19 protein-coding genes are annotated in these 22,780 nt (G+C 36.1%); all 19 read right to left on the reverse strand.

The genetic code is table 11. From position 1 onward, the window contains the following. Positions 1 to 23: 23 nt before the first annotated feature. Genes PHV44_00965 through PHV44_01055 form a run of 19 tightly spaced genes read right to left on the reverse strand, consistent with a single transcriptional unit; the run spans position 24 to position 22,774 of the window. Positions 24 to 704, reverse strand: coding sequence for a methyltransferase domain-containing protein (locus PHV44_00965; GenBank protein ID MDD5591852.1), 681 nt, complete (start codon positions 702 to 704; stop codon positions 24 to 26). Further along, positions 701 to 1,963: a glycosyltransferase family 39 protein gene (locus PHV44_00970; protein MDD5591853.1), complete on the reverse strand. Its 1,263-nt coding sequence runs from the start codon at positions 1,961 to 1,963 to the stop codon at positions 701 to 703. Before PHV44_00970 ends, PHV44_00965 begins: the two co-directional genes overlap by 4 nt. A 4-nt stretch (positions 1,964 to 1,967) precedes the next feature. Beyond that, positions 1,968 to 3,836 (reverse strand): ElyC/SanA/YdcF family protein, encoded by a 1,869-nt coding sequence (locus PHV44_00975; GenBank protein MDD5591854.1) that lies wholly within the window; start codon positions 3,834 to 3,836, stop codon positions 1,968 to 1,970. After that, positions 3,837 to 6,146 (reverse strand): cobalamin-dependent protein, encoded by a 2,310-nt coding sequence (locus tag PHV44_00980; GenBank protein ID MDD5591855.1) that lies wholly within the window; start codon positions 6,144 to 6,146, stop codon positions 3,837 to 3,839. Next, positions 6,146 to 7,066: a glycosyltransferase gene (locus PHV44_00985; protein ID MDD5591856.1), complete on the reverse strand. Its 921-nt coding sequence runs from the start codon at positions 7,064 to 7,066 to the stop codon at positions 6,146 to 6,148. The genes PHV44_00980 and PHV44_00985 overlap by 1 nt, the downstream gene beginning before the upstream one ends. After that, positions 7,056 to 7,958: an NAD(P)-dependent oxidoreductase gene (locus PHV44_00990; GenBank protein MDD5591857.1), complete on the reverse strand. Its 903-nt coding sequence runs from the start codon at positions 7,956 to 7,958 to the stop codon at positions 7,056 to 7,058. Before PHV44_00990 ends, PHV44_00985 begins: the two co-directional genes overlap by 11 nt. After that, complete coding sequence (locus PHV44_00995; protein MDD5591858.1) at positions 7,955 to 9,766, reverse strand: hypothetical protein; 1,812 nt, start codon at positions 9,764 to 9,766, stop codon at positions 7,955 to 7,957. The genes PHV44_00990 and PHV44_00995 overlap by 4 nt, the downstream gene beginning before the upstream one ends. A gap of 15 nt (positions 9,767 to 9,781) precedes the next feature. Next, the gene (locus tag PHV44_01000) at positions 9,782 to 10,498 is read right to left on the reverse strand and encodes a CMP-N-acetylneuraminic acid synthetase (protein MDD5591859.1); all 717 of its coding nucleotides are present in this window, start codon (positions 10,496 to 10,498) and stop codon (positions 9,782 to 9,784) included. A gap of 20 nt (positions 10,499 to 10,518) precedes the next feature. Next, a complete protein-coding gene (locus PHV44_01005) occupies positions 10,519 to 11,178 on the reverse strand; it encodes a hypothetical protein (GenBank protein ID MDD5591860.1) in 660 nt (219 codons plus the stop codon). A gap of 5 nt (positions 11,179 to 11,183) precedes the next feature. Next, the gene (locus PHV44_01010) at positions 11,184 to 11,951 is read right to left on the reverse strand and encodes an aldolase/citrate lyase family protein (protein MDD5591861.1); all 768 of its coding nucleotides are present in this window, start codon (positions 11,949 to 11,951) and stop codon (positions 11,184 to 11,186) included. A 1-nt stretch (position 11,952) separates the two neighbouring features. Further along, entirely contained in the window at positions 11,953 to 12,711 is a 759-nt protein-coding gene (locus PHV44_01015) for a hypothetical protein (protein MDD5591862.1), read from the reverse strand. Then, entirely contained in the window at positions 12,712 to 13,770 is a 1,059-nt protein-coding gene (locus tag PHV44_01020) for a histidinol-phosphate transaminase (protein ID MDD5591863.1), read from the reverse strand. Continuing rightward, complete coding sequence (locus PHV44_01025; GenBank protein ID MDD5591864.1) at positions 13,757 to 14,734, reverse strand: radical SAM protein; 978 nt, start codon at positions 14,732 to 14,734, stop codon at positions 13,757 to 13,759. The genes PHV44_01020 and PHV44_01025 overlap by 14 nt, the downstream gene beginning before the upstream one ends. 32 nt (positions 14,735 to 14,766) lie before the next feature. Next, entirely contained in the window at positions 14,767 to 16,215 is a 1,449-nt protein-coding gene (locus PHV44_01030) for a radical SAM protein (protein MDD5591865.1), read from the reverse strand. A 7-nt stretch (positions 16,216 to 16,222) separates the two neighbouring features. Continuing rightward, entirely contained in the window at positions 16,223 to 18,031 is a 1,809-nt protein-coding gene (locus PHV44_01035) for an ABC transporter ATP-binding protein (GenBank protein ID MDD5591866.1), read from the reverse strand. Further along, positions 18,021 to 19,166, reverse strand: a complete 1,146-nt coding sequence (locus PHV44_01040) for a TIGR00180 family glycosyltransferase (GenBank protein MDD5591867.1) — start codon at positions 19,164 to 19,166, stop codon at positions 18,021 to 18,023. Before PHV44_01040 ends, PHV44_01035 begins: the two co-directional genes overlap by 11 nt. Before the next feature lie 2 nt (positions 19,167 to 19,168). Then, positions 19,169 to 20,347 carry an SGNH/GDSL hydrolase family protein gene (locus tag PHV44_01045; GenBank protein ID MDD5591868.1) on the reverse strand — a complete coding sequence of 393 codons (1,179 nt, stop codon included), beginning with the start codon at positions 20,345 to 20,347 and terminating at the stop codon, positions 19,169 to 19,171. Between the two features lie 4 nt (positions 20,348 to 20,351). Further along, positions 20,352 to 21,077 carry a CmcI family methyltransferase gene (locus PHV44_01050; GenBank protein MDD5591869.1) on the reverse strand — a complete coding sequence of 242 codons (726 nt, stop codon included), beginning with the start codon at positions 21,075 to 21,077 and terminating at the stop codon, positions 20,352 to 20,354. Continuing rightward, on the reverse strand, positions 21,074 to 22,774 hold the full coding sequence (locus PHV44_01055) for a cobalamin-dependent protein (protein ID MDD5591870.1): 1,701 nt from the start codon (positions 22,772 to 22,774) through the stop codon (positions 21,074 to 21,076). The genes PHV44_01050 and PHV44_01055 overlap by 4 nt, the downstream gene beginning before the upstream one ends. Positions 22,775 to 22,780: the final 6 nt, after the last annotated feature.

Consider the following 22,780-nt stretch of genomic DNA (forward strand, 5'->3'; position numbering starts at 1 on the left):
TTTTAGTTTTAGTTATAGATATTTTATATCTTCTCTAACACCACGGTAGCCTTAAAGGCGCTTATATATTTCAAGAAAGCAAATTTATCTTCAATGCTTAAAAACAAATTAAGCAGTATACGGGGAATCATGCTGGGATAATTAAAACCGCCTGATAACGGATACACTAAAAAATCATGGATTTCTTGTCTTAAGATAGAAAACTCATTCGCGAATAAATCATTTTGTTTACGATTTTTAAAAAATATTCCTGTTACCATTCCATTTTGTTGTATATTTTCAAAATGAAATAGCCTTAAAACCAAATAGGAAATAATAGAAATATACATATCGATAATAATTACTCTGCCCCCCTGTTTTAGAATCCTCGATGCCTCTTTAAAAAAAACAGTCAAATCCTTTAAGTGGTGAAAAACGTCAATACACACAAGGTTAACAAAGGAATGGTCTCTGAATGGAAAAATAAGATTCGCATCAAACACTAAATCAACCCCCCTTACACCTATGATATCACTCGTAACGCAAGATGGAAAAAAGCGCTTAAAATCTCCGAATCCGCTTCCGATTTCCAGCGTTTTTCCTCCGGCATTAAGATTTTTCGCGATTTGCTTATACCACCTGTAATACACAAGCTGCAATACCTTTTTTTTCTCAAAAATTAACCTGCGTTGCCCGATATCTTTTTCGTCTATCTTAATAATCATTGAAAGCAAGCCCGTTTTTTAAAGTAAGTTCGAAGTTTTAGAAAAACTGAGGCGATCCCAAAAGAAGCCAAAATGAGAATTAACGCTTCTACGCTCCAGCGATGCCTGCCTTCGGCGTAATAAAAACTTTGCAATATAGAAAGCGCAAATAAAAAAAATACTAATAATAGGACGAATTTTCTAAGAGGATATTTTATAAAAGCGAGCCAAAACCCGATTGAGGCAAAAATTATCATGATTGTATAATACGCTTTATATAACCCTAGCCACCTGGATGGATACAGGATCCCGCTTTGTGGGGAAAACCACCAGAAATAGAATATCTTTTTTGAAGTTAGAATTAAAAATTTTAAAGGATTTTCTTTGATAAAACCGATTGCGGTATCTTTAAATAAATCCATTTGCCCCATCTCATCAAGCGTATATAGCTTTTGTTTAAATTCCGCCGGGCTGGTTTCAAAAACTGCAGTTCCGTTAGGTAAATATAACGTTCCGGTGGCATGGGGATTGTTGCCAATCCAAAGGCCTTCCCACTGGTTAGTCTGAATCAAAAAAAATTGCTTATACCTTAATAAATTTCTGATGGACCAAGGCAACAAGAATATTGCAACGATGCACACCGAATACAGCATTATCTTAAGGGTTTCCTTTCTGTTTTGTTGATAGTAATAAAACCATAGGAATATTACGGGAAGAAAGGCAAGAAGCGTAGGGCGTTCTAAAGCTCCTAACCCCAAACATACGCCCAATATAATTTTATTTTTTAAGGACGCCCTATTGTAATTCTTTATTACCATCCACACTATGGCGCTTATTAATAAGGCATACAGGCTAAGCGAATGTACCTTAAGGGTAGAATAGACTATCAACCCGGGATGCAATGCTACTAATAGCATTGAGAGCAACCCAACCTTTTTATCAAAAATAGTCTTGCCGATACAAAAAATAATGTAGCACATTAAGACATTAAAGATTATCTGGAGCCAAATGATATATGCAATTTCGTGACCAAACAATAGGTATACTAACGCACAAAGGTAGGGAAAAAGCGGGGCAATGGCTGAATAGTGCGGCGCATTATACCGGGGCAAAAGAAAACCTTTACCCTGAATCAGGTTGGTTGCGATTTCTTCATATTCGTAGACTTCAATAGAATGATGATGCGCCCCCCAGATAAAGACTACGGCCCTGACTAATGTCGCAATGAATAGAATGCTGACTATTAGCACAAAAACCCGGTTTATTTTGATGCGGGCCATCGTATTAGAGACCTCCTTTCCACCAATAATACGCAATCGCTAAATACTCGTGGATTATGCCTTTTATTTGTTTTAAGTCTATCCTCTTCGATATTTTCTTTGCCGGGCTAATGTCATGGCTATAGAAGCGGCTCTTAATCGGAGTATAAATAACGGTTATGCCGGGGGCATTTTTTCTAATTACTAAAGCGGCTCTACGCATATGGTAAGGAGAACTAATCAATAATACTTTTTTCCAGTTTCTTTTTAACAGGATCTCTTCTACAAACTTAATATTTTCATAGGTGTTCGCTGAGTTTTCCTCTAAAACGATGGCCTCATTAGGCACGCCTAAACTTATAGCCAAAGATTTCATTAGCTGGGCCTCCTTAAACACATACCCGTATCCTGTAGAGAATATTAAATGGCCGGCGTAGCCTTCATTGTACAATTTTACTGCATAGTCAACCCTTTCTTCATAACCCTGCCCTGCCTTGCCGGATTCGCCCACCCCTCCCCCCAAAACAACAATCGCATCTGCCTTTTGAGGCTTATTTACTATTTTAAGCGGTTCGGCCAAATACCAAATAACAGGTGTATAAAATATTAACAACCATAGGGCAAGAAAAATAAATGCGGACCCAAGAAACCTTCTTCTTGCTGTCCTGTAAATACGTTTGAATATTTCCTGCCAATCGGAATAACCGGTTATTTCTTTTTTTCTGATAGCGCCTTCTATTAAATTGCTCATCTCTTCGATACGTTTATCCCAGCTATGCCCTTTCGCTAACCTTATCCTCTCGCTAATCAAATTACTATCCCTCTCTTCCAAGGCATTATTGATTTTCTTTATGAATTCTTCCTTTGTCCTGGCAATTAACACGAGATTCCCGTTTTCTCGGTTGAAAGCCATGATTTCCGGTATGTCGGTAGAAACTACCGGTTTGCCAAAAGCGTGGTATTCATTTAACTTTGTGGGATAAACGGTATTAGTATATTCGCTTTTTAAATAGGGTATAATACAGACGTCGAACTCTTTAATATAACCGGGTAACAGATGGAAATCTTTCTGCCCCAAGAAAATGATATTCGGTATTCCCCTTAAAGATGATACGTCTGTCTGTATGGGCCCTACTAAAACGAAAGACCAATCAGGGTTAGCCTTTGCTACATACATCAACAAATTAAAATTTATATGGCGATGTATGCCTCCGATATAACCGATTATCGGTTTTTTTATATTCTTTATATCTACATAATTATATCCCGCCGGTAATTCTTTTTCGCTGTTAAATATATTTATATTTACGCCGAATGGAAAAACATAAACATTATTATTAAGGCTCCTGCATTTTTCTGCCAAAACAGGCCCCTGGACAAATACCAAATCACACATTTTGATCAACTCATCTTCGGTTTTCTTTAAATTTTTAGGATTGTTTACTAATTTATAAAAGTCTGCTATGCAGTAATATACTAATAACTTCTTCTCTATACTATTTATAATATCTAAGGCTATCCCCGTAGGCAGGAATGTCCATATAATAGGGGCGTGAAAATCTACTATATCCTTCCATTTTTTTAGCGGCTTAAGCAGCAGATGTTTATTAATCCATCGCGCAAACAAAGAATATTGGAAAGGCAAGATAACCGGTGAAAATATATACAGATTTTCCATCTCATTCCTGAAACCCCTGGTACCCTTAAACCAATTAATAATTCTTTTCCGTAAACGGGGGATATCCCTGAATTTGGGGCTTCTTACTCCTGTGTTTTCTATAAAGAGCACCTTATTACCGTTTTTAGTAAAAATAGACATTATTTCTTGATGACCTTGCCAGACAAAATCCCAATCTATGCTTGATATACAAATAATATTATGGTTTTTTAACATTTATTCACCTTGCTTATAACCCCAGGCTACCCAACCCGCCGTAGCTTTAATCTTCGTTATTTGGATATTATAAAAATTAAATTCATCAAATATCCTATATAGCTCATCGCGGCTGAATCTGTGCTCTACCGGAGCGGAAAATCTATCGTAAATATCTCCCCTCAAAGAGAATAAGGAACGGCCGAAATTGAAGGGTATTTTTTCATAGAGCGTATAAGTAATCCTGTATCTTTTAAAAAATCTAGCCGGATAGGAGAATATTATCACAAATACGGGGGATATCAAGCAGGAAAAAAGATAAAGTATACGCGGCGGAATCTTAAGGGTAAACTTGCGAATAATATTGATTAACTTAATGCCAAGGTATTTTATTAGATTTTGCGCATGGTCCTCATATAGATAGAGAAAACACGGGCTGCCTTTTTTCAATACCCTGCCTATTTCTAAAAAGGCCTTTTTATAATCAGGTATATGGTGCAGGACGCCAAAAGAATAAACAAAGTCGCAAACCCCGTTTCTTAAAGGAATGTCTACTGCGGACCCTTTTATAATATTAACGTTATTCAGCTTACGGCTAAGCTTCGCGGCAACGTAAACGCCATCACTGATATCCATGCCAATAACATGCAACATAGGATTATTTTTGGCCATAGCGAATGCATCCCATCCGCATCCGCAACCAATTTCTAACCCGCATGAGCCTCTGGTTATTTTTTCCGGTATCGTTTCTTGCATGAAATCCAGATGGTATTTTTTTGGGGGCGGCATATTATCACAGGTTGACCATAAGAAACCATACCTGAAACCGGTGTCCTTGGTAATAACGCGGCTATCCTTTTTTGATTTTAGTTTATTTTGTAACTGTAATTTATACTTTATGAAATATTTGGGGTCATATATCAATTTCAGTAATATTTTGTAAAACACCTTAAACGGATGTCTAATTAAATATCGCATCTGGATCATTAATCTCTGGCGCATGACAAGAGAATATAGTCCATCTGTAGAAAAATTTTCAGTTGAAAAACTTGGATAGTCTGCCTTAAGGTCTTTATAGTTAAATTCACTGGGAATTAATTTTTTCTCTTTGCATAATTCCAGTAACCGCGTCCCTGGCAAGGGGGTAGCAAAAAAGAAGTTAACATTATCTGCCTGGAGTTTTTTCGCAAGTTTAAAAGTATTATTAAGGTGTTCGCGCGTTTCTCCCGGTAACCCCACTACAAAAAAAACCGCTGTTTCTATCTTTAATTTCTCTGCCTTATTTATTATGGGCTTTACCTGAGAAAGCATCAGGGGTTTTTTGATTATATTTTTTAAAACATGCTCATCTCCGGATTCGATTCCGATGCTTATCCTATAACAACCGCTCTGCTTCATCAGTTCCAGCATTCCATCGTCTAACGTCTGAAGAGCCACCCCGTTGGGTACGCTCCATAAGAGATTAAATCCCTGCCTTATCATTTCTTTAAATATGGATTCTGCCCGATTTTTATCGAGAGTGAGGTTGTCATCTTCAAAGAGAAGCTCTTTAACGCCGAATTTATGGAAAAGATAGCTTATTTCCGACACTACCTGTCCTGCCGACCTTTTTCTATAATTCCTTCCCCATAGGTTATGGATAGAACAGAATATACATTCAAAGGGGCACCCACGAGAGGTAATCATGGGTAGAAAAGGTGTTTTTTTTGCCGGGCTGCCATGGGGATTGTTAATCCTGAAATATTCCTCTAAGGGGAATATTTCCCAGTAAGGAAACGGTAGGCTGTCTAGATTTTCCAGATAATTTATTCTTGGGTTAATCTTTACGGAATCGTTATACCTAAAGCCAATCCCTTCTATATCCCGGATAGACCTTTTATTCTGAAGATGCTCCAAGAGTACTTTCAGGGTTATCTCGCCTTCTCCGATAACTATAAAATCTACATTTTCATCCCTTAGGACATCTGCGGGAACCGCAGAGCAGTGCGCCCCGCCTAAAATGGTCACAATCCTTTTATCTATTTCCTTAACTATTTTACATATCGCATGGACATTCTCTGATTGAGATGAAAATAAACAGGATATGCCCACGGCATCCGGAGAAAAGTCTTTTACTCTTTTACCGATATCTTCAAAGGATAATCCGTATCTTAAGCATTCCATATCCACGCTGGCTTCTTTCTCGTAACCTTCGGCTAATGCATCTAAAACCGCAACTTGATAAGCATCTTTTAATACAGCAGCTAGATATGCAAGGCCAAGAGGCGGATGACATTTCTTGGCCTCAGTTTTAAAAATAGTAAAAGGCGGCTGAATTAATAATATTTTCATTATCTATACATAATACGTAATTTAAGTAATGCGGCTAAATACCCGATTACTGCTTTATAATTAAAAGGATATTCGCATATCGACTTCTTATACCATTCTTTACTTTCTTCAAAATTATTTTTATGATGGAATGCCCTTCCGGCAGCACACATAACCGAAGACCTGCGTTTTCTTATCCTCTCCAGAAGGTCTTTATCTTGATGGCCGAATTTGGAAAAATGCGAATCTAAAAGAGAAAGCATATTTAAGGCATTTACTTCTGTACTCCGTAAAAAAGCACCTGTTTCCGTCACCCTATAGTACCCCAATACATCGAGTATAAAATAGAACCGGAATCTCATAGCTAATCTCAACCAGTACTCGTAGTCTTCGATCGTAAAAAGATTCTTTTCTTCGCAAAACCTGAGGGCATCATCAAAAAAAATACTTCTGCGAATAACTACTGCGGAGGTATGCAAACAGTTACCGTCCAGTAAAAGCTTTTTGTACATCTGGTCTACATGCGGGCCGTAAGATGTGTATCTTAGGATTTTATTACCGTGTATTATAGCCTCATTATGACAAACTAAACCTACCTGCGGCATATCGTTTAATATCTGCCTGCATTTATCCAGTTTATCCTTATGCCAAAAATCATCCCCGTCCAAAAGGGCTATATATCTGCCCTTAGATAGTGAAATTCCTTTATTCCTTGCGCATGCGGGCAGGCCGCTATTTTCCTGATAAAAATATTTAACCCTGCTATCGGGAAAGGATAATACGATTTCGTGAATATTATCGGTAGAACCGTCATCAAGCACTATTATTTCAAAATCTTGATATGTCTGCTGTAAAACAGACTCTATGGCCATAGCGATGTATTTAGCATGATTGTATGCTACGATCACAACGCTAAATTCCGGAGTTTCTTTAGTTGCCATCTCTTCTTAAACCCTTCATCCTGATAAGTCCATCCCTTAATCCTAAAGGAATAAATCCTAATTCTTTTTCTAATTTCAAAGTCAGATATGATGTGTTTTTGGGCCTGGGCGCTATATGGGGAAAAAAACTGCTATCTACCGGCCTGATTAAGTCTTTATCCAGGCCAAAAATATCTGCAATAATTATCGCGTATTCGTAACGGTTGACTATATCTTTGCCTGCGATATGATAAATGCCATGCTTATCTTTATCTATAAGGGACAGGATAACGTCAGCGCAATGGTATGCCGAGAGAGGGTTCTCATACACATCATTTACCATATTCACCCTTTCTTTTTTATTCAGTTTGTCCAGAAGGAAAGTAACTAAATTTTTTCTCTCATTAGGATTATTCCAGCCATACATCAATATCGGACGGACTATTATGTATTTATTAAAAGTTTCTCTTATTCTCTTCTCGCACTCTAATTTTATTCTCCCATAATTATTTATAGGGTTAGGCTCATCTTCTTCTCTATAAGGGGCGTTTTCTCCGTCAAAGACTGCGTTGGTTGATACATATAATAACCGTGCACCAGTCTCTTTACATAATTCTATGATATTTTGAGTCCCGATAACATTAGAGCGATATGCCTCTTCGTAATGCTGCTGGCAAAAATCGACATCAGCTATGCCGGTAGTATGAATAACAACTTCTATATTATTATTTTCATTAAATATTTTCTGCATAGCGTTTTTATCTTGAATATCAGAACAATAATACTTTAGATTTTTAGTGTTTGCCATCTTATATTTCCCCAGGTATATACCTGTTATATTATGAGAAAATACATTCATTTCTACGAGTGATTTACCTAATAAACCAGTTACGCCAGTTATTAAAATATTCATTTTAAAAGAGATAACCAGGCCTCTTCCCTGGTTGGTTCAGTAATAATATCGCCTGCCGGAAACGAAATATCCCCGTTGAAATTTATCAAATCTAAGTCAATCTCTTGTTTCTCCGTTATTTTATACGGCTTAAGACCCAGATCTTCAAGAATATCCAAATCTATCAATTCAGTATCTATTTTATAAACAGGTATCCCTTTATTTAAAGCTTCTAAGGCTGCGGTTGTTGAGGAGTAAACGACCACATCAATCTCTTTTAAAATTTCATCTAACGGGCTCAAATTAACTATTGCTGCCTTAGCCGCCTTTCTTATCGCCTTTCTTAATTTATTATTGAATAATTCTGGGCGGGGTTTAACATATAACTTAAAGCTATGATTTTTTGAAACCACATTTCCCAAGTAATAAATAAGTTCCAGGCTGCGGGAAAGAGGTACCTGTAAGATAAATAATACGTTCTTTTCTGATTGATTTCCTCTCTTGACAAAACCGTCTTTTTCCGTTTTCTTTGCATATCTAATTGAGCCGCCGTTTATTATTTTTGTTTCCTCAAAACCCGCCGAATTCAAAACCTTTTCATAATGGGAACTATTTGTGATTATGTAGTCTGGACAGGGAGTAAATTTATATTCTTGCGGGCTTAAGAAATGGTTTATTTCCATTGAAGATAATGTTGAATGCTGGTAACCCGCGCTTACAATACTATGATTAGCATTCTGAATAGCCAGAAGAATCATTTTCTCCCAAGGCTGGTTCTCAAAGGGATAGGTAACAAGTTTAAGCTGCTTATTCTCGTTAAAATAATTTTTGTAAGCGTAATATAAACACAGCCTGACCCAAAAAGAAGTCGAAGCTGATTCCTGGAGATATTCTCTAAAGAATAATGTGCTGTAGTCAGTACTTTGTAAAATTTGCGCCCTTTTATCAGATGGCATAATGGGATGTGTGAAAATTGTTCTCAGCCAATCCCCTATCTTTAAATAAAAATTAGGCAAAAAATAATTTCCTTTCACCTTCAAGATTATATTTTCAAGAAGACCGGAAAAGTCAATCTGTGAGCCCATTATTACTTTATGACCTTTTTTTTCATAAATATCCCCGATAAGCGCAAGTTTATAAATATCCCTGAAGGCGCCTTCTTTAAAAGAGCGCTTATCAAAAAAAGTAAATACCATTACTTCAGCAGCAGAATCATTTATTGATTTAAGCCTTTTAAAGAATTTTATTTTCAGATATCCTTCAAACAAAAAAAGAATAATTTTACGCCACAAGAATAAAGCAGTAGCTAACCTGGCTTTTATCCGATAATAGATAATTGAAACTAACATCCTAAGACAGACCCCTTTTATAAGAACAGAATTTATCCCTGTTTTATGGACTCCTGTTTCCAAAAGCCGATGCAAATAGGGATCTTCAATTATCACCAATAATGGAATTGTACGTAAAGATTTATCAAGCGCCCAACCTTGTATCAGGTTAAAATAGCAGAACAAAAGAAAGAAATCGGTTTGAAACGGAGATTTAGAAGCGAGCCTCGCTGCCCACCAGCGCAAATCATCCTTATATTGCAGATTAATCTTAGCAATCCAATCTAAAAAAGGTTCCTTTAAATCACGCGATAATTTATATAATTCTTTGGCGTAGCAGTACCTTTTGGTTCTAGAAAATAGAGTTTCAATCTTCTGTTTGCGTTCAATGTCAATCCCAAAATAACACCATCTCCATTCAGCTCCAATGGGAAAATCTCTTGCGTAATTTATAATCTGCCCTGCAGAACCTATTACTATTTTTTTTGATGTATCATACATACTACAGTTTTTGGCTTATTTTTTTAAGTATTTTTTAATCCACTCTTCTGTTTTTTTAAAATCCTCTTCCTTATGGACATCACAACATTCATCTATAATAAACGGTTTTATATTGTTACCCATAAAAGCCCAGGGCTGCTGGCCGTTTTTTGAAAATATTGTTTTTTTTACATTTAGTACCCAGAAATTATGACAGAGAAAATATGACGGTTCCAACTCTTGCCTGTTTGTAGATATCGTTTTATTCTTAAAATCAAAAAAAGGCTCCAAAAATCCCTTCTTATTAATCCTTTTCGCCCTAAAAGGATGGCGATCTAAATCTAAACAAACAGGAACAACTGCAGAAACCGATTTATTTGTTAAGATTTCTTTAATACAAATATCTATCCATTCTGTCTTTATCACTGCGGAATTTGCCAAGAGCACAATTAAGATGTCCGGTTTAAGTTTATCTAGCCTTTCTATTTCTCTCAAGGCATGCCTTATGGCTTCAACGTGTTTTGAATTGGGCCTCGCCAGATATTCCGGCCTTAATATTTTTTTATATCCTATCCTACCCACAATTTCCAAAATCTTCTCGCTGTCACTACTGGCATAAAAATAGGAAATATATTTTGAGCGCCTGGCTGCTCTAGCGGGATAGCTAACCAAAGGTTTATTAAAAAGGGGTAGAATATTTTTATCTGCCAAGGTACTGCTGGCTTTTCCTGTTAATAATGCTGTTATTTTCATCGCGGTCTCCTGATAAAACGCTAAATTTGGAGCTCCTTTTTAAAGAATAGAGAAATTAAGTCGCTGGCTATAGTCAGGTCTGTGATGTCTTTAATCTCCATAGAAGCCAGCATATCGATTTCGTATAAATACGGCCTTATGCCGAAGTAGTTTTTATATTTTATATATATATCCTTTCTGGCTATGAAACAACCGTTAGTAATTTTATAAACCGGTTTAAGAGAATTTCTGTTTACAACCTTAGTCATCTCGAAATTAAGGGCCTGGTTTTTAAAAATAATGTATTCCTGTAACCTGGAAACCGAAATGAGGCTGTCGTATCCTGAACCCAATTTTAAGAATTTCTTCAGCATATTATTAAAATCAATTACGCTGACAAAAGGCGAAGTCACATGCGTCCAGATAATAATTTCTTTATCTATTTCCTTTACGCATTCGATAATAGCTTTTGACATATCGATTTTATGCCTTTTGATTATATTAACACCATAGGCTTTAGCTATTTTCGCAATCTTAGACGAAGGGGTAGAGATAAAAATATTTTCTCCCCTGATAAGGTTTTTCACCTGAGCAATCTTCCATTCCAATAAAGTTAAATCACCGAACCTGACTAAATCGCCGTCTTCGCTATACCTGTTTTTTTCTAAAGCCGGGATAACTACTGCTGCATTTTTATACATTTTAATCACAATCTCCTTTCCAACTGCGTAAGCCTGGCTATTTCTGCTTCTATAAACAGATCATTTATCTCTTTTTTCGAGAGTATATATAACTCTTCAAATTTTAAGGCCGCCCTTAAGGCATTGGGATTATTCAGTATTATCTGCGCGGGTAAAATTACTTTTCTCGTTTCGATCTTATCGAATAATCTAAGGATCTTCTTATGCTTCCTAAATATCTCCAGGCTCCTTGCGCTGATACCACCTCCGATGCATGCCTGTAAATTATAATGTTTGATCTTACGTCCGACATTTTCTAAAATATTAAGAATAAAATTAGTATCGGGATGAATATTTTCATCAAAATAAGACTCGCTTAAATCAGTCCGGCCTATCGTAATACCGTCAATCTTATCCTTTGCGTATCCCAATATCTCATCAATTTGGTTTACGGCGCTTTTTGTTTCTATATTTAAAATTAGCTGCAGCTTTGTCTTTTTATAAATATTTTTAGATGCCTGGACAAATTTCCTGACCCCGAATTTGCTTTCTACCATAGGCGCGATCAAACCATCTACCCCGATATCCACTGAATTTTTTATATCGGTTACCGCCTCCACTCCGCCGATTTTCAAGAATAATTTAACCCCTATCCTCGATGTCAATCTCCTTAACTTCACCGCATCCCTGAATGAAGATCCTTCTGCTTCAAATTCCGCTTTAATTCCCTTAAGGCCGTATTGTTGTTTTAATTTTTCCAGCTGCTCAAATAATTTATTCTCCAGTCCGTACATTTTAAGCTCCTAAGATTTTTTTTATTTTATAAATGGCTTCTTTTTCGCATTCCGAATTATTATCTGTTAACACGTATCCCCATCCAGCATGGATCCTTACCAGACCCGTAATTCCGCCGCAAGAACATAAATGGTCTCTAGAGTCATCTATGATAAGGGACTTGCGCACCCGGTATTTATCTATTATAAATTTAACGACCCCGCCCTTTGAATTGAACCTTTTGTAATATTTCCCGTCATATATATTATCGCTGGAAAAATTAACCTTATGGACTTTTAGCAGCTGTAAAACTGTATCCTTATCTTTTGTGGTGATAATAAAAAAAGGGGGCTTTGCCTCCTTAATTATTTCCGAAATCTTATATAAAAAATTATATGGGGTATTTAAAGAAAGCCAAAATTTAGGGTATTTTACCCTGATATATCTTCTGGCTTTTAAAAAACGTTTTTCAAAAATCTGCTTTTCTAGAGAATCTATATTACAATGTAACCTAAAGTCCCGCGCAATATCAATGCTCCTATCTTCTGACTTTTTATCTATCGCTTTAAGTAAATCATAATAATCTGTGGCGCAATTGATAAGGAACCTGTATTTCTTGAAGATTTTAAAATGTTCGGATTCAAAGTTAATGCTACCGATAGAGCGTTTATTCGTAGTGGCAAGCGTACTTACGCAATAAGCCTCTTTTAGGGTATCGAAGAGTACTCCATCTAAGTCCAAAAAGATTGCCTTATCAATTACTTTGCTCTTATTTGCCAATTATCTTCTCCAGATTTTAATAAATGTTTGCCAAAATCGTTGCATATATGCTTTATTGCCGATGGTGACCCGAATATAGTCATTTAAAAAACCCTGTCTAAATCTGCCGTTTACCAGGATACCGTCCTTTGCCAGACTATTTATAATCTCATCTACCCGCTTCCCGCACTTAATCAATATAAAGTTCGCATGCCCCCGGAGGTATTCTATTGCCTCTATGTCGAGTTTTTGTGCTAGATATTGTTTACCCTCATGCGCATCTTTAATTAAATCGTTAATAACGGCGGGGTTATCCAGCAGCTTTTGGCCAACTAATACCGCTAATCCATTTACGTCAAAAGTGGGCTTTACTTTTCTTAAATACTCTATTATTTTGTTTGATGCCGCGGCATAACCTAATCTTAGCGCAGCCATACCCAGTAGCTTAGAGAATGTCCTCAGCACAATAAGATTGGGATAAATTTTTACCTTTTCTATTACGGAATGAGGATAAAAATAAAAATATGCCTCATCCACCACTATAAGCACATCATTATTTGCTGCTTTTTTGATAATTTCAATTAAATCCCCTTTTTCTAAAACGCTTCCCGTAGGATTATTAGGGTTTACCACTACCGCAAGGCGTATGTCCCTGGAAAGCACATTCATGAATTCTTTAACGGGGAAAGACATATCGTTCTTATAATCTAATATTACGGGTTTAGCTTCAAACATCTGACAATATACCGGATACATGGCAAAGGTAGGATTGGTTAGTAAAACCCTGTCCCCCTTCGATACGTATGCATCAAAGATATATTTTATGGCTGCGTCTGAGCCATTTGTCAAACAGATATTTCCCGGTTTAAGGTTACTATGTTCGGCTACCTTCTTTTGCAGCAGCTTGTATTCAGGATAAGTAGATAGAGACCCAGGATCAACGCCGGAAAAAATCTTTTTTAAAAAAGTATCCGGCAGACCCGGAATTCCCTCGTTCATATCTAAATGCAAAAGTCCCTTGCGTCCTTCTTCTAATTTAGCCCTATATAGCCGCGCCAGATGAAGCTTAGTTTTTATCATGGATTGGTTTTTTAATCTGCGCTGTCCGCCACGGACAACCATTGCAGGCTTTGACTTCATGAGAACGACCTTTATGATGTAATGCGCGTGCCTGATTGACCCTATCATCATGCCAAGAGTCATAAATGCTTCTAGTTTTTACATTTCCAATATCAAGCAGGTGCAGGTCATCATTATTACAAGGCATAATCGTTCCATCCCATTCAATGGTCATACGTTGCCATAACTGAGGGCAGGCCCAGTTGTTGATTAAATCTTCTTTTCGATTTATGCTATCCTTGTAATCAACCGCAGCTACCTCATCACAGCGGTTTTTCCAAAAAGATTTGTAAGTTTCGAGGTCTAAATCAGAAAAATAAACAGTCTGAATTCTTATTCGAGGAAAATTCACCCCTCTTTTACGACGCAGGTCTAATAATGCGTCTATATTTTTTATAATGGTATTGAATTTTGCCCCGATCCTCTGCTTCTCAAAAATTTCAGGGTCTACCCCATCAATAGAAATTGAAATGCGGTCTAATCCGGCACCTATCATTTCTTCGCTCTTTTCTTTAGTCAGCAGCACGCCATTAGTATTAAAATAAACATCTAAAATACCTTTTTTCTTTGCATAAGAAACCATCTTTGCTATTTCCTCGTGCAATAATGGTTCACCGCGATAACTTAATTTTATTGCCCAAAGCCTATTTTCCGAACCCTCGTCTATAATCCTTTTATATAAATCTATATCCATATCGCTTAGTTTGGTATTTTTAAGTAGATGCAACTTGTCGCAGAATGTGCATTTAATATTACAGCGATTGGTTATCTCAATATCCAAATGCATGGGGAAATCCCTAACGATAAAATTAGTGGGATATTCTACCCAACATCTACGGTATTCTTTATACTCCCCTGACTGTTCTTCAGAAAAAGATGTGCCAGCGAGAGAATAAAAATTCGAGTTTGGTTTTATATAGGCCATTTTATTTATATCTATTCATCATATAAAAAATTTTAACTACGTTTAGGCAGCATTATATTACCGCCCAATTTAGCTATCTTTCTAAATCTCCTGAAGAACGGCCCTAAAAATATATTACGCTCCAACCTCTCATAGTTACTTATCCAAAGAACCCGCCTTGCTCTTAATAGGTCGATGTCTTTATAGACCAGATATTGAAATCTTTTGTATAATTTCATAAGTTTGGCATTCTTAATAGTGGGTAAAGTAAGCCTTGACTGTCGCCTATCAAAAAATTTACATGGGTTATTCTTCCTTAATAAACCTTTCTCTCGGCAGTAATCCCCCAGCTCCGTACCTTCGTAAGGGCTAAATATATTTACTCCAGTTACCGTAGGATTCATTTTTCTATTAAAATTTATTGTCTCTAAAATAGTTTCCTCTGTTTCGTTAGGAACCCCGATAATATTTACTGACTGCGTCTCAAGACCCGCCTCTTTTGCCCACGTAAATACATTCTCCAATTGTGCCTTTGTAATATCCCTTTTAAAAACAACATTCCTGATATAATCGTTAGCGGATTCTACGGCTAAGAAAATCCTATAGCATCCGGCATCTTTAAGCCTAAAAAGAATATCTTTAGTGCAGACATCCGGCCTGATGTGACACATAAAGGAAAGTTTAAATCTTTTCTTGTAATTAGGTAAGAAATCATCTAGCCAATTTCTATTTAAGATAAAAAGGTCATCGATAAAATATAGTTTGTCGAATGTATATTTGGTTTTTAGCACATCTATCTCTTCAAGGCTCTTTTCTACGCTATTATATCTTATAATATTATTTTCTTCTCCGTAAACGCGCGCAATCGCATAATTAGAACAATAGGTACAATGAAAAGGGCATCCGCGGCTGGTCATTATTGTCGCCATGCTGTTATTTTCGTTTATAATGGACTGGTAATCATAAATATCCCTGTCCGGAAAAGGCAAATCCTCGAGATTTTTAACCCTGGGCCTTAATTTGTTCTTTACTAATCTATTTGTATCTACATAGCAAAAATTATCCGTATCCTGATAGCGGGCACCTGCCCGGACATTCGAAACGAAATCTACGAATGAAGACTCGCTCTCTCCTATAAAAAACCCGTCAAATAAGAAAGAAGAAAAAAGAGATTCAGGGAATATGGTCGGATGTACACCGCCGCATACAATAATACCTTTATGAATCCGCTTTATCATTTTTGCCAATTCGCAAATAAATACAAACTGCGAAGAAACTGCCGAAAAACCGATAACTTTAGGCCTCTCCTCTAAAACAGCTTTTAATACCTTTTTATAATCCTTTTTAGACCGAACAATAATCAGTTTTGGCTGAAAACCGCTATTCTTAAGAACGCTGGATAAATATCCTATTCCAAAACTATAAACATCAGAGTGAAACCCATTTATATTGGTGTAAACAAATAAAACATCCGCCCCCTTAGACACTTTCCTCTCTCCCATAACGTCTTTAACTTATGTTACCTACTTCCTCTTGATGTATAAATTTTCTAAAAATATCGGAATTTTGTAATAGCGCCTTAAAACTGCCCTGGTCAATAATCCTGCCGGCATGCATGACATAAATATGGTCGGCCTGCTCAAGGGTACTGGCGCGGTGCGCCACAAATATAACGGTTAAATCTTTCTTAAAATCCTTAAGCGCCGCATATAGCCTTGCCTCGGTATGGCCGTCTAAGGCAGAGGTAGCTTCATCAAGAATGAGGATCTGCGGGTCCCTGTATAAAGCCCTGGCTATGCCGATTCTCTGCCTCTGCCCTCCGGATAGTCTGATACCTTTTTCGCCTACCACGGTTTTAGTTGCCTGCGGTAAATCCTTAATTACAGACTCCAACTGCGCTATCTCAGTTGCCTGTTTAAGTTTCGCAAAATCAATCTTATCTGCGGCAATACCAAAGGCGATATTCGCCTCTATAGTATCGTCTATAAGAAAAATATGCTGCGGGACATAGCTTATATTTTTACGGTATTCCAGGATATTCCCCGGGTTGACTGCTGCACGGCCATAATACAAAGTGCCTTTTGCTGGAGTTAACAAGCCCATTACGACATCTATTAACGTACTCTTTCCTGCCCCTGTTTCGCCTGCAAAGGCAATAAATTTATGCTTTGGAATGATAAGGCTGAATTCCTTAAGAATAGGTAAAGCGGCTGTTTTATACTGGAAGGTGATATTTTCTAAACGGATATCCTCGGGCCCTTGTGGGAACTCCATATTAATAGAAACATCTTCGTTAATTCTCTCTTCGGCAGTATCTTCTTTTAAGATTTCATAAACAATATCCAGGTTATAAGAATAATATTTAATGCTATTGTAATTATTGTAGATGTTCTGTACGCAGGGTAAGACCTTCAGTGCCGCCAATCCAAAAACCATCATCATCGGGATTAAGTCTGCCGGATTTCTATGAAAATACGCACTTACCAACAGCATCATCAGTGTAAAGGCCAGTAAAACCATATCTAAAACATTGCGCGGCAAAGTGGAAATAACGTTAAATTTTACCTCGCTGTCAGATGCCGTCATAGATGCCCGGGCATATCTCTCTACAAAAAAGGGCTGTTTATTATATACCTTGATCTCTTTGACTGCCTGCAGGGACTCAAGCCCAAATTTAAACAGCTGTTCTGAGGCCTTCATTAACTGGAAAGAATAAACTACAATCCTTTTTCTAAGAAAAAGGTTTGTAGTTAGTAAGGTAAGTGTAAACATAAGCCCCAGGAATAACGTTAAGAATGGATACATAGCAAGGAGTAAGCAAGAAATTGCCAGGAGAATAAAGGTGTCGGTAACCATTGATAAGAGGGCCAAGAGAAAATAACTGGAAAATTGGCTTACCGCGGTAGTTGCATTCTTAAATAATATTGCGCTGTTATTTTGCAAATGAAATGGGTATGGCCTGCTCAAATAAGAGGCCAGGACTTTGGTTGTCAAACGGATGAAAATATTTCCTGCCATCTTTTTTTGTATATACCGCACAAAAATATTATATAGTGACTTAAAAACAAACAAACCAAAAGCAACGGCTATTAAAAAGGTAAGAAAAGTATTGTTATCTTTAGCCCCGGATAATTGATAAAGCCGCAGGAGATTTTTCGAAGTCTGAATCTTATCCTGGTTCACGAATAGATGCATTATAGGCATGATAATACCGATACCGAATGATTCTAAAGCCGCAAGGAGTAATGTCCCGAAAAAAACAAATATTATTTTCTTCTTTTCTGATTTTGTAAGGATAAATCTGAGTTTATCTAACATGGCCTTTCTTATCGGCTATTGGAAAAAGCAGTAGATGATTATATATATGTTGGATTTCTTCATAATGTTCAGAAGGGGGCGTGCCTGTAGAACTCACCAAATCATCCATTCTTATTTGGCATGCAGGAAATAATTTTCTATATAATAACCTTATTCCCCCATACATCCAACTAGTTATCCTAAAATGATTTAAAATATCTTTTATTTCGCATATTAAGAGCTTCTTTTTTGCAGATTTTATTCCTTTCATATAATTAGCTAAATAAATGGACATGGCATCATCAATCGCTGTCTTTAATTCTTCTATATCTAATGCATCCGATTGATATTTTTTACTTAGATGTATTAATAAGCCTTCCTTAAATTTAGAATATTTTTCCTTAAAACAACCTTTCTTAATAAAATCATTTAGCCAAAAGACTTGCCTATTAGATTTTATATTGCCCCCCTTATCTCTGGCTGTATAAAACACATCTAAACATTTCATTTTTCCATAAATTAAAGTAAGCATAGATAGAAATAACTCACCGAATACGGGATCGCTTGTGAATTCTTTTAATTCTTTAAAGATCGTTCTTAAAAAATCACTTCTGTGTACCCCATAGAAAGTAGGCACATAATTCAACAAATGATAAATTAACCTTTCTTTTGGTTCAGAAAAGGTAACTGAGGAATGCTGAATTATACGCCCGCGATAAAAATGCTGTTTGTTTTCTTGGGCGTGTTTTAGCCAAAAGGCAAAACCTAAACCATATACAACTGTGAAATCATCGTTCTTCTTAAGAAAACTTATAGACTGTTCTATGCCTTGCGGGGTTATAAAATCATCATCTGCGCATATTACGCAATATTCACTTTTTATATGGCATAATACACTGCATATTTTACTAAGCATGTTAATATCGGCCGGGTATTCATTAAGATATAATATGCCTAAGCCGGGAAATTGTTCTATAATTTTTTTATTTTGTTTTTTATTTTCACAGGAGCTAGAATCTGCGATTATTATTTTATATTTATTACGATCTAAATATTCATTATAATAACTCAGTAGTCTTTTTAAGTAATAAGACCTGTTATAAGTAGGTATCACTATGGTACATCCACCGTTATCGTCTCTCTTTTTAATTTTCATTCTCACTCGTTAATCTTATCGGAAGCCCTTATTTTATCCCTTAGTATTTCCTCGACTAAATACTCTGCAATACGTTTACTAAAATCAGCGGTATAATGGCATGAATCTAAGTATTCATAGCCTTTAATTTGCAGTTTATGTAAATCTAGATATTTGAAAGAATTCAATATATCTGCTTGTAACAATAATCGATAACCTTTACTAGCAGCCATATAATACGCCCTTTCTTCTTTTAGGGCCGCCTTGTCTAAAAATAAGTTTTTCTCTAGCGGATAATCGTATACAGGAATCGGTTGAAGTACAAATATGCATTTAATATCGTACTGATTACATATTCCTTTAATGGCTCTCCAGTTAAATATCAATTCCTTACTAGCCTGTTCTATTGATTTCTCATCGTATTGTAATAAATGATTACCGATTTTATGATTAACTCCTAATAATTTTGATAATTCACCTTTCCAGAAAATATACGGCTCAAATACATATTTTTTAAATATTTTTTCATAAGTTAATAATCTTTTATTGCTTTCCTCGGGCCACCTTAGCGCAACTCGACAAAAATCATTCAACCCATCAATAAAAATTACGTAATCTGGAGTTCTGCCATGCATAATGAGTCTCTCAAGATACCTCTTTTCATATTTAGAATAACCAGAACAGATAGCGTAATTAAAAACATTATATAAAAATCCTTTATCTTTTTTATTAAGCCCGTCTTGGACATATGAGGCGATAGTTTCATTATCGGGAAGCCTATATCCCCAAGTTGTAGAACCCCCAAAAATAAATATATTTTTCTGCTTCTTATCTTGTGAATATCCTCTTTGATTTGCGATTATCCTGTATCCTTCTTTTGAAACATTAACATACCTTGAACGATAAGATGCCTGGTATTCTCTTGTCGGTTCTATGGGGTATCCCTCTGAATCTTTCAGGATATCCTTAATTTCACCGATGCCTTTTCCTGGATAAACTCTTAATAATTGTTGCTTGATACTATTATCCTGCTCTAAATTATTATCCTGAAATATTTTTATTATTTTTGCTTTTCCAGATTGAAAATAATTATAAGGTTTAATAAATAAATTCATAAGTAAAATAAAAATCAGGAAGATAAAAATTACTGATCCTACAATATAAGAAGCCCATAAATAAAAACTTAATATTTTCTTTATCATAAAGCTATTTTATTCTTTTAAGATAACCGTTAGGGCTTGTTGATATATAAAGTTTATTAAAGTCTTTATCTATGATAAAGTCTCTATTTTTCTTTAAAAAATCAGATATGGCTTCCATCGGACCGTTTTTTCTGTAATTTTCGCCACAAACTCCACTCTTAACTAATGTGGATGTTATAGTATCAAAAACTACGATATACGAACCTACATTAACAAACTGTTTGTATAATAATAATTCTTTTAATACGTGTTTTCTATGATGGTTTGAATCCAAACACACTATCGCCCTGGATTCTTTTTTAACAAATACCCGTATTGCCTCCATCACCTCATCTGAAGTCGAATCTCCTTGAATAATTTTAATTCTCTTAAATAAAGGATGCGCCTCAATAACTTTTCTATTATGTTTTCTAAAATCTATGTCAATACCTATAACTCTTCCTTTCCCCAAAAGCTCAAGCAAAGATGCATAAAAGATTAATCCGCCGCCATGGGCAATTCCTGTTTCGATAACGAAATCTGGTTTCGCTTTAAATATCAATTCCTGCATGAGCACCATATCAGCGGGAGTCTGGATAACAGGTATGCCAAACCATTCGACCTCATAATCAATTTTATTTTTAGTTGAGGCCTTAAGCCATTCTAACGCTGCTTTCCGCAGATATTTTTCGTCTTTATTCTCACATCTAGCAACATGTTTTCTTAAAGACAACATATCCCAATTAATCATTTGTGTAATAAGGTTTCCCCGCTTGTAGGGGATAAACTAATATGGTATTTTTCCAATAACACCCGCGAATCTTCCGACTCATCCGCTAATTTACATAACTTTTTAATGGCCCCCTTAGCTTCTCTTGCTTTCCTTTGCCCCTTCAGCGCCTGCCATAAACCCCATTGAGCAAACAGATGATTAGGAAAATTTCTGAGTAGACCTCGAAAAGTCAGCTCTGCTTCTTCATATTTTTTCTCTTTTAAAAATTTATTATTAATAAAATTTATACGGATATTAGCATCATACTGAATATCTTTTACCTGTTCAGGATTAAAATCGGGGGTCATAACTGAAGAACGGCCATATACATGGTCGCTCATATCTCCTGCTAAGTAGCCTTTTTCATTGGCTAAGTCGTACATCTCGCTACCTACCAAGGGTGTAAAAATCTTTACTTCTGACCAATCGATGTTTAAATCAACAGCAAATTGTACAGTATCACGCATCATCTCTATCGTCTCACCAATAAACCCCACAATATAAAATGCTCTAACGCTAATACCATGCTTCTTTAATAACCCGATTTTTTCTTTTACTAAATTCAGATCTAAATTCTTCTTTAAGATATGTTTTTGGATGTATTTATTTCCACTCTCAATAGCTATAGTACATGATTTCATGCCCGCCATTTTTAGATTTACGATTGACTCTTCATCTAATTTCCAGATAGCCAGGCCGTTTGGAAATTCTAAATTAAAACGGTCGCGATATTTTTCAAAAAGTGTCTTACAAAACTGAATTGTCCTGTTGGTTGAAAAATTAAACATATCGTCTTGAATGAGAAGATTATTTATATCATACTTATCAACAAGCCAATCTATATGATTGATTATATATCCTATTGAATGGGCACGGATTCTTTTCCCATGTGTACCGTGGGCAGCACAAAAAGTGCAACTCATAGGGCAACCGCGAGTTGTAAAAATTGAGGCCGATCTCGCAGACTTTTTATTCGTTAAAGAACCTACTCTCTCGGCATCAATAGAATTACCAGTATAATCATCTACCTGGGGCAATAAATCCCATGCCGGCATGGGTAAACTATCCAAATCCTCAATAATAGCAGCTTTTTTATTTGGTTTATCGAGGCATATTAAATCAACAATATGAGGGTTATTGGCAACTTTCTGGTCTACGGTATGAGCTTTAATTACATTAAGCAACCAAACAAGCTCTTTCTCGGCTTCGCCTAATATAATATAATCGCAGATACCTGCTTTTAAAATATCGCGATACATAATTGTAGGATAACTCCCACCTAAAATAATTTTAGTATAAGGATAAATCTGTTTACACCTAATACACATTTTCTCTACGGTGCTCGAGGATACATTAAACAAGCCACTGATTCCTAAAATATCAATCTCGTTACTTTTTAAAACAGTGTCAAAATAGTCTTTAAAGAAATTTGATAAATCATTTTTTTTAAAATAATTTTCCCCTCTGCATTTGTAAAATTCCCTATGAAGATCATATATCTGAACTTTATGACCCGCTTCTCTTAATGCACCTGCAAGATATAATATACCCAGAGGTGCGGCGGGCCTCCAATCTACGCTTTTAGTAAAATCGCAATAACCTTTCTTGATTTTATCAATCTCCTCTTCGAGTATTTTTATTGAAAAATTTGGTGATACAACCAATAAGATTTTCATCTGTGC

The sequence above is a fragment of the Candidatus Omnitrophota bacterium genome (genome assembly GCA_028717245.1).
In the GTDB taxonomy this organism is placed as follows: Bacteria; Omnitrophota; Gorgyraeia; order Gygaellales; family Profunditerraquicolaceae; genus JAGUYA01.

Coding starts and splice junctions, on each gene's coding strand:
- PHV44_00975 (MDD5591854.1), bottom strand. CDS start 3,836: ATGTTAAAAAACCATAATATTATTTGTATATCAAGCATAGATTGGGAT.
- PHV44_01020 (MDD5591863.1), bottom strand. CDS start 13,770: ATGATAAAAACTAAGCTTCATCTGGCGCGGCTATATAGGGCTAAATTA.
- PHV44_01025 (MDD5591864.1), bottom strand. CDS start 14,734: ATGGCCTATATAAAACCAAACTCGAATTTTTATTCTCTCGCTGGCACA.
- PHV44_01030 (MDD5591865.1), bottom strand. CDS start 16,215: ATGGGAGAGAGGAAAGTGTCTAAGGGGGCGGATGTTTTATTTGTTTAC.
- PHV44_00965 (MDD5591852.1), bottom strand. CDS start 704: ATGATTATTAAGATAGACGAAAAAGATATCGGGCAACGCAGGTTAATT.
- PHV44_01000 (MDD5591859.1), bottom strand. CDS start 10,498: ATGAAAATAACAGCATTATTAACAGGAAAAGCCAGCAGTACCTTGGCA.
- PHV44_01045 (MDD5591868.1), bottom strand. CDS start 20,347: ATGATAAAGAAAATATTAAGTTTTTATTTATGGGCTTCTTATATTGTA.
- PHV44_00970 (MDD5591853.1), bottom strand. CDS start 1,963: ATGGCCCGCATCAAAATAAACCGGGTTTTTGTGCTAATAGTCAGCATT.
- PHV44_01050 (MDD5591869.1), bottom strand. CDS start 21,077: ATGATTAATTGGGATATGTTGTCTTTAAGAAAACATGTTGCTAGATGT.
- PHV44_00990 (MDD5591857.1), bottom strand. CDS start 7,958: ATGAATATTTTAATAACTGGCGTAACTGGTTTATTAGGTAAATCACTC.
- PHV44_01040 (MDD5591867.1), bottom strand. CDS start 19,166: ATGAAAATTAAAAAGAGAGACGATAACGGTGGATGTACCATAGTGATA.
- PHV44_01005 (MDD5591860.1), bottom strand. CDS start 11,178: ATGTATAAAAATGCAGCAGTAGTTATCCCGGCTTTAGAAAAAAACAGG.
- PHV44_00980 (MDD5591855.1), bottom strand. CDS start 6,146: ATGAAAATATTATTAATTCAGCCGCCTTTTACTATTTTTAAAACTGAG.
- PHV44_01055 (MDD5591870.1), bottom strand. CDS start 22,774: ATGAAAATCTTATTGGTTGTATCACCAAATTTTTCAATAAAAATACTC.
- PHV44_01010 (MDD5591861.1), bottom strand. CDS start 11,951: ATGTACGGACTGGAGAATAAATTATTTGAGCAGCTGGAAAAATTAAAA.
- PHV44_00995 (MDD5591858.1), bottom strand. CDS start 9,766: ATGTATGATACATCAAAAAAAATAGTAATAGGTTCTGCAGGGCAGATT.
- PHV44_00985 (MDD5591856.1), bottom strand. CDS start 7,066: ATGGCAACTAAAGAAACTCCGGAATTTAGCGTTGTGATCGTAGCATAC.
- PHV44_01035 (MDD5591866.1), bottom strand. CDS start 18,031: ATGTTAGATAAACTCAGATTTATCCTTACAAAATCAGAAAAGAAGAAA.